At 57.7% G+C, this 6753-nt stretch carries 10 protein-coding genes; 3 read left to right on the plus strand and 7 right to left on the minus strand.

Translation table 11 applies throughout. The features are described from left to right. The first annotated feature begins 74 nt into the window (after positions 1–74). The 3 genes from HQL76_17905 (at position 75) to HQL76_17915 (ending at position 973) form a co-directional block, all read left to right on the plus strand. Complete coding sequence (locus HQL76_17905; protein ID MBF0111043.1) at positions 75–236, plus strand: hypothetical protein; 162 nt, start codon at positions 75–77, stop codon at positions 234–236. Continuing rightward, positions 233–655, plus strand: a complete 423-nt coding sequence (locus HQL76_17910) for a hypothetical protein (protein MBF0111044.1) — start codon at positions 233–235, stop codon at positions 653–655. The genes HQL76_17905 and HQL76_17910 overlap by 4 nt, the downstream gene beginning before the upstream one ends. Before the next feature lie 87 nt (positions 656–742). Then, a complete protein-coding gene (locus HQL76_17915) occupies positions 743–973 on the plus strand; it encodes a hypothetical protein (GenBank protein ID MBF0111045.1) in 231 nt (76 codons plus the stop codon). Between the two features lie 7 nt (positions 974–980). Here the strand turns inward: HQL76_17915 and HQL76_17920 are convergent, their stop codons facing one another. From HQL76_17920 to HQL76_17950, 7 genes are all read right to left on the minus strand, one after another. Beyond that, positions 981–1430, minus strand: a complete 450-nt coding sequence (locus HQL76_17920; GenBank protein ID MBF0111046.1) for a YaiI/YqxD family protein — start codon at positions 1428–1430, stop codon at positions 981–983. Continuing rightward, the gene (locus HQL76_17925) at positions 1427–1879 is read right to left on the minus strand and encodes a DNA lyase (protein MBF0111047.1); all 453 of its coding nucleotides are present in this window, start codon (positions 1877–1879) and stop codon (positions 1427–1429) included. Before HQL76_17925 ends, HQL76_17920 begins: the two co-directional genes overlap by 4 nt. 6 nt (positions 1880–1885) lie before the next feature. Beyond that, positions 1886–2380: a type II toxin-antitoxin system YhaV family toxin gene (locus HQL76_17930; GenBank protein MBF0111048.1), complete on the minus strand. Its 495-nt coding sequence runs from the start codon at positions 2378–2380 to the stop codon at positions 1886–1888. Beyond that, positions 2377–2700: a type II toxin-antitoxin system PrlF family antitoxin gene (locus HQL76_17935; protein ID MBF0111049.1), complete on the minus strand. Its 324-nt coding sequence runs from the start codon at positions 2698–2700 to the stop codon at positions 2377–2379. The genes HQL76_17930 and HQL76_17935 overlap by 4 nt, the downstream gene beginning before the upstream one ends. A 733-nt stretch (positions 2701–3433) precedes the next feature. Continuing rightward, positions 3434–3817 carry a hypothetical protein gene (locus HQL76_17940; GenBank protein MBF0111050.1) on the minus strand — a complete coding sequence of 128 codons (384 nt, stop codon included), beginning with the start codon at positions 3815–3817 and terminating at the stop codon, positions 3434–3436. A 963-nt stretch (positions 3818–4780) separates the two neighbouring features. Then, on the minus strand, positions 4781–6193 hold the full coding sequence (locus tag HQL76_17945) for a DEAD/DEAH box helicase (GenBank protein MBF0111051.1): 1413 nt from the start codon (positions 6191–6193) through the stop codon (positions 4781–4783). Then, positions 6190–6753, minus strand: a 564-nt coding sequence (locus HQL76_17950; GenBank protein MBF0111052.1) for a hypothetical protein, incomplete at its 5' end; no start/stop codon positions are given. The genes HQL76_17950 and HQL76_17945, both read right to left, overlap by 4 nt.

The following is a 6753-nucleotide window of genomic DNA, read 5'->3' on the forward strand; positions in this document are numbered from 1 at the left end:
CGCCGCACAAAGCCGCTGCCATCGACTACCAACCCCATGGTCAGCAAGGGACAATCGGATCTCTTCTCCTTGGAATGTGGGAGGAACTCTTCCCCCTGGAGCAGAACCGGCTGCTCAAGCTGCTGGTGGAGCAACTGGTGGTCAGCGTCAACGGCCTCGACCTGCGCCTGCGGGTGGCAGGCCTGGGGGCGCTGGTGGACGAACTCACCTCGAATCAGGAAAGGAGCGCGGCATGAGTACGGCCCATCTTTCGGAGGATGGCGCCATCCTGCACATTCACATCCCCATGCAACTGCGGCGGCGCGGGGGGCGGAAGGTGATCCTCACCCCGGACGGACGCACCGCCGATCCCCCTGCGGCTTCCACCCCCGCCACGCCCGACGATCCGGTGGTGCTCGCCCTGGTCAGAGCGCGGCGCTGGCAGGGCCTGCTGGAATCCGGCGAGGTCGCCACCATCAAGGAGCTGGCGGAAAAGGAGGGGGTGGAAAAGTCCTACCTCGCCAAACTGTTGAAACTCAACATCCTGGCCCCGGCCATCGTGGAGACCATCCTGCGTGGGGACTACCCGGACAGCATCAGTCTGGAAAAGCTGCGGGAGGGGATTCCTCTGGATTGGGAGGAGCAGCAGGAACTGTTCGGTATCCGGGCGGCATGACGACTTTGGTTATCATATCCTTGAACGTCGCATAGACTCATTTTATGGTCGTCGCGTTTCCCATGACTCCAACGACGGAACGCCGCCATGAACCATCCCTATTCCCTGACGCTCGAACAGGTGGACACCATCAATCTCAGCCTGGCGCGGGCCATGGCCATCGTCCAGATGCTGGCTGAATGCGGCCCCGAACGGCGGCGGGAGGCGGACGAACCAACCCCGGCCTCGCTGTTCGTGGTGATGCAGGTGGTCCAGGATGAGTTGGAACAGGTTCAGGAGGTGATGGGAACCTTGCGGAAGGAAGGCCAAACGGCATGAGACGGACTCACCGCCCCCGTTTGAGGGCTTGAATCACCTCTTCCAGAGCCTGGAGGAACCGCGACCGGTCCTTGTTGCCGAAGGGCGGGCCGCTACCCCGGATCTCTCCGGCATCGCGCAGGTGGGCGTTGAGATCCCGCATGGCCAACGCCATGCCGATGCCGTCATCATCGAAGGGTTTGCCGGTAGGGCCGACGGCCCGCGCTCCCTTGACGAGACAGCGGGCAGCCAGGGGAATGTCCGCCGTAATGACGATATCCCCCCGCTCGATGCGCTCCACGATCCAGTCATCGGCCTTGTCCAGACCGCCCGCGACCACCTGTATTTTCAGCAGGGGATGGGCGGGCAGACGCATCCATTGGTTGCTGACCATGTGGACGGCAAGCCCATGGCGTTCGGCCACCCGCATCACCTCGGCCTTCACCGGACAGGCGTCGGCATCCACGTAGATCATCATGGCGCCTTCACCGGATCGCGTCCGGTGCGCTCCCAGGTCTGGACCCCGCCTTCCACCAGGATGAACAGGGGGTGGGGATGCGGTGTGGAGACGGAGAGCAATGAGTCATGATGTGCCGGGCTGCGGAGAGACATCTTCCTCAAGAGGTGGTCCCATTCGAATAGGAGTTGACCGGTGGTTTCCTGAATTGCACCCTCCCAGGGAGAGGTGGCGATGCGGCTGGAGTCGAACCGGTATCTCCGCCGCAGCGACTCCCGATGCACCTCCCGCAGATAGGCGGCCACAGATCCGACGGGGTCCGCCTGTTCCCGGAACCGGAGCAGTTGCGGGTGCCGGGTATAGCCTCGGGTCATTCCCTGGAGCACCTTCTGGGCCAGCAACGCTTCCCGCCACAGGGCGACCAGTCCCTGGGCGTCGAGATATCGCGGGTGGAGGGTCCACAACCTCACTTCGATCTACCCATCGCCTTCCGCCGACACAGGCCACGCGGCAACCGAACGCGCTTCGGCCAACAACTGCTCCCAGTCGTCCGGGGGATGACCATCCGCCAGCATTTTTCCGAACACCCGGTAGGCGTCCTGATCGCTTTCGTGGGCGCGTTTGGTTTCTTCATCATTCACCCAGGCATAGACAATCACCCTGGATGAGGCATGATAGCGAAAGAAGAGCCGATATTGCTGGAAGAACTTGGCGCGGAACCAGTGTTTGCGGCGGTCTCCCAGGGTATGCCCCTGCCGGTATTCCGGTCGCGTCGGATCCTGGGGAATGACCTCGAACATCAACTTTCGGATGGCCGCCAGGCGCTTGCTGGCGTTTTTCCGGACATATCCCAGCGGATCGTTGCGCTGGAGTTGCTCGACCTGTCGGATCAGGGCCTCAAGCTGCGCCAGACACAACGGGTGAACGAAGAGGGTCCAACCATGGATGACCACGCCGGTCGAGGTTTTCATTCATCCTCAGCAGACAACGGCGCATCCAGATCGACCTCGATGCCAGCGACCAGGGCGTGGATGCGGTGCATCAGACTGGAATCGACCGCTTGCACCTGTTCTGGGTGGTTGGCCATGTCGTGGGCCAGAAAGTCCAGAAATCGCTCCAGGACTGGGTCGTCTTCCAGGGAAAGATCGGCCCGCGTCAGGATGACCTCGCCGCTGGGACGAATCGTATAATGGATCTTGTCCCGCTTCCCCAGGTTGAGGGCACGGCGCACGGTTTCCGGCACCGTGGTCTGATAGCGATCTGTCAGGGTGGATTCGGCTTCGAGGGGCATCATGGCGGCACGCTCCAGAGCATAGAGGAGGAATGTCTTAGATGGTAATGCGGTTGCATTGTCATGTCAATACATCATCACCTGCTTCCCGTGGTCACCCGTTCGACGCCGGGTTCCCTCGACCCCTGAGTAGTGCGGAGGGGGATCGAAATGCCTCTGAGGTCGGGGTGCGCGCAACCTGTTGATTTTTTGGGAGAGGTCGGGGTAAAAGGGGCGTGAGGTCGGATTGGGCCGACGACCTCGGGCACAGAGAAAGAGAGAGGGTTTGGGGCCGGTTTTCCCCAAAAAAGGCGGGGGGCCGACCTCGCCGGGGGTGAACCCATTTTTGGCCGTCGCCGTAACCATTGGAATTGTTGTGGAATTCCAGACGAAAAAAGCCACCCCGGAGGGTGGCTTCTGTACGGATAGCTTTCTTATATTTCTAAATGGGCCAGGCTCTATCACATTGACGCGATATATCATTGAATATTATATATTTTTAACAAACACAATCTTCACCGTACCATCAAATATACCAACAAAAAACGTCGCTGAATTTTCTGCCAAATCCCTGACACTCACGGTCAAATGTAGTGTTTCCTTCCGGGAAACAAATCCAAAGGGTACGCATCTTCCACCTACCCTCCCTTGCGGGGAGGACGGACTGAACGCTTTCCGGAAAAACGCCACTCTGGGAGCAAGGGCGCAGTCCAAGACTCGGTGGAGGGGATTTCCAGGACCCTTCCACGGGAATCTAAAGCAACTTCACCATCGCCGCCACGACACCGACGGCAACAACCATCAGGCTCCCGAGCTTGATCACCATCCGTTGCTCCAGTTCCTTGATTCGGACTTCAACCTTCGTGTCCAGTTCCTTGATGTCCCGCTTCAAGTCCGACCGGACCGACTCGATGTCCCGCTTCGACTCGGCACGGACCGACTCGATTTTGACATCCAGTTCCTTGATGTCCCGGCGCAAGACGGCTTCGGTCTGGGCCAGGTCCCTCTTGGTGGCCAATCGTTCCTCGATCAGAGCGACGAGTGCCTCGGCCTGAATGGCCGCCTGCCTTTCGTCAACTCCCGCATCCCGCAGTTTCTTGACGTAGGTGTACGTGTCGAACGCGATCGCATGGGTCATCGGTCTCTCCTCTTGCACGGTTTCAGTCATCACCCATTCTACCCCTCAATGAAGAAACTTGACAACCGTGGCGATCGGGAAGCAGTTTGGGATTCGGGAACGCCCGTAGCCTTAAGTTTCTTGGCATATGCCAAGGTGTCGAATGTGACCGTGGCACTCACGGGAAAGTCTTCTTCCAGGGGGACAACAAAACCATGACGTGCCATTTCCAAACGATGGGCAAGAGGCGCGTTTGAAACGCGGGCCTTGATGGCATTTCAACCAGGGAACATTTTCCTGGCGAGGGTTGACCTTAACCACCCTTTCAAGCGTGTTAAGACCGTGGTGCGCCAAGATTTCGTGGGCGAGCGTCTCACGAGCGTCTCTGGCAGAAAACATAAGGGATCTGTTGATAATAACTCTTCTAGTTCTGGGGTAATAGGCTCCCATTGCTTTTTCTGATGCATCGGTGGTCCACCCTGTGAATTTTCCATTGAAATCATCGAGTATGACGATTTTCAAGCCATACCGTTCGATGCCCTTTGCATAATCCTTCTTGAAGGATTCGACCTCTTGAACGACCGCATCTTTATGAAATGGGGTCTTTCCTTGGTCCTGACGATTCCGCCATGGCTGCGTGCCATCAGTAATCGTCTTTTCGTTGGGGAGGATACCGTTTCTTGAGATAGGAAGGAAGCCTTGTCGGGGGGAGGGTCTTCCTGGTCGATTTTTTTTACTGTTCCGACGCTCTGGCTCCCGCGATCATAAAGGGAGTGATCGTTCCAGGAAGCGATACAAGGCGTTCTGCTCAATAAGCCAACACAACTCCATCTTTGCGGTCAGACCGCGCCAGAATGCGAATGGCATGGGTTGCCGTGTCCGCCAGGAAGATAATCTCCAGGACACTCGAATATCCGCCGGACCCCGAACATTTGGACAAATTTTTCGTTTGATATTACGGCTGTACGCAGTGCGGACGATTAGTTACGCGCGTATGATTTTCTGATTCGTGCGCACCTCCCGCATCAGCGAATTGGCGATTTGTCTCCCGTACTGGTCTTTCAACTTGTGCCAAACCCACCCCTCCTTATAGCCTTTTGCCTTGGCAAAAGCGGCAAGATCCTTCACGACGTTCACGCGATTCGAATTCAAGGCGGGAACGTTGTATTCGAACTGGACAAGATGCCCGCCGGTCTGGACCACACCCCGAACCGGGTGGAGCGCCGGTTGCCAACCGCATTGCGGGCAAACTTTTCGACCCGGGGAAAACGCAAAGAAACAACCCGGGCAGATTTTCAACTTGGCCTCGTTCTTTTCCTTCTGCCGTTTCTTCCCTTCGAAGCTCCATTCACGGGGGTCGGTGGGGAAACCATGTTCGTGAACGCATCCGGCATGATCCAGGATGATGGCATCGCCTTTTCCCGGATCGGTCCGCAAAACCCGTCCAACCATTTGCAGATACAACCCGGTCGATTTCGTGGGGCGTGCCAGAACGGCGCAAGACGTTCGTGGCAGATCCCATCCTTCAGTCAAGATTCCACAATTGGCCACGATCAGGGTTTCCCCTGTTGCCAATCGGTTGAGGATTGCGTCACGCTCGGTCTCTGGAGTTGTCCCGTCCAGATGTTCGGCATGGACGCCCTCTGCCAGAAAGGAATCCCGGATGTGCTTTGAATGTTCGACGTTCACCGCGAACGCAACCGTTGTCCTGCCTTTGGCCAGGTGAAGCCAATGTTCGACGATTTCCCCGACGATTACGGCCCGGTCCATGACAGCGAATGCTTGCCCCTTGTCGTAATCTCCCTGGGTGATCTTCAGTTTGGCAAGGTCCGGAATCGATGGCGCATGGATCCTGGCGGGAACCAGAAAGCCCATTTCAGTCAATTCGGCGGTGCTGGCAACTTCGATAATCTCTTCGAACAGTTCCCCCAATCCTCGTCCATCCGACCGTTCCGGCGTAGCGGTCAGGCCCAGGACAGTAGCCCTGGGGAACCGGTGCAGAATGTTCCGATATGATGCCGCCGTGGCCCGGTGCGCCTCATCGATGATGATCAGTTCGGGAAGGCCGGAATTTCCCTCCAGACGCCGAACCAGAGTCTGGACACTTGCGACTTGGACCGGGAGTTCAGGACGGTCCCGTGGATGATCGGCCATAACGACTCCGTGATCGATACCAACGTCGTCCAATTTGCTGGATGCCTGGTTGATCAACTCCCGGCGGTGTGCAAGAAACAAAACCATTGTGCCTCGTGCGACGGCGGAATGAATGATGTGACTTGCAATGATTGTTTTCCCCGCCCCGGTCGGCGCAACAAGGACGATACGCCGATGTCCAGCTCGGATTGTGGATCGAAGGCGGTCAACGGCTTGGATTTGGTACGGGCGAAGTCCGATCATTGGATGCCTCCCCGATCCCAAAGCATTCGCAACGCCGATCCATCCAGATTGTGCGTTGCCCGGCGAAACGTTTGCTTGGCCCCACCACTTGTCCGAAAAATGGCCTCATCTCGGGTCAACCTTTCCAATGTCACATTGGAATCGGCCAGACAGTAAACCAACCCCTGACTTCCAAACCGAACGCTTGGCCTCGTGGCATGAACCCCGAAGATTTCCTCGGTGGTCCATCCAAGTCGATCGACTTCCTTTCCGTGTCGTTCAATGAACACGCCCACTGCCCGAAGGACCTTGTGCCACCGTGCCAGGGGGATGTCTTGCGGTCTGGGCATGACGAGAAGAAGCGCCATCCCTTCAGCCCATTCTCTTGGAATCCCGCCTTCATGTTCGATGATGGCCGCCCGCTCTTCAAAAACTTCACAGCCACAGGCCAAAGAAGATTCGGTCTGATGACCTGAGTCTCGCTCTGAAATCATCCGACCAGGCGGAAGACTCGGTTTGGATCCGGGATCGGCGGGCGCTTCGGCGCGCAACATGTTGATCAATTCGTTCTTGTGCGCCCG

This window comes from Magnetococcales bacterium (assembly GCA_015228815.1).
GTDB lineage: Bacteria > Pseudomonadota > Magnetococcia > Magnetococcales > UBA8363 > UBA8363.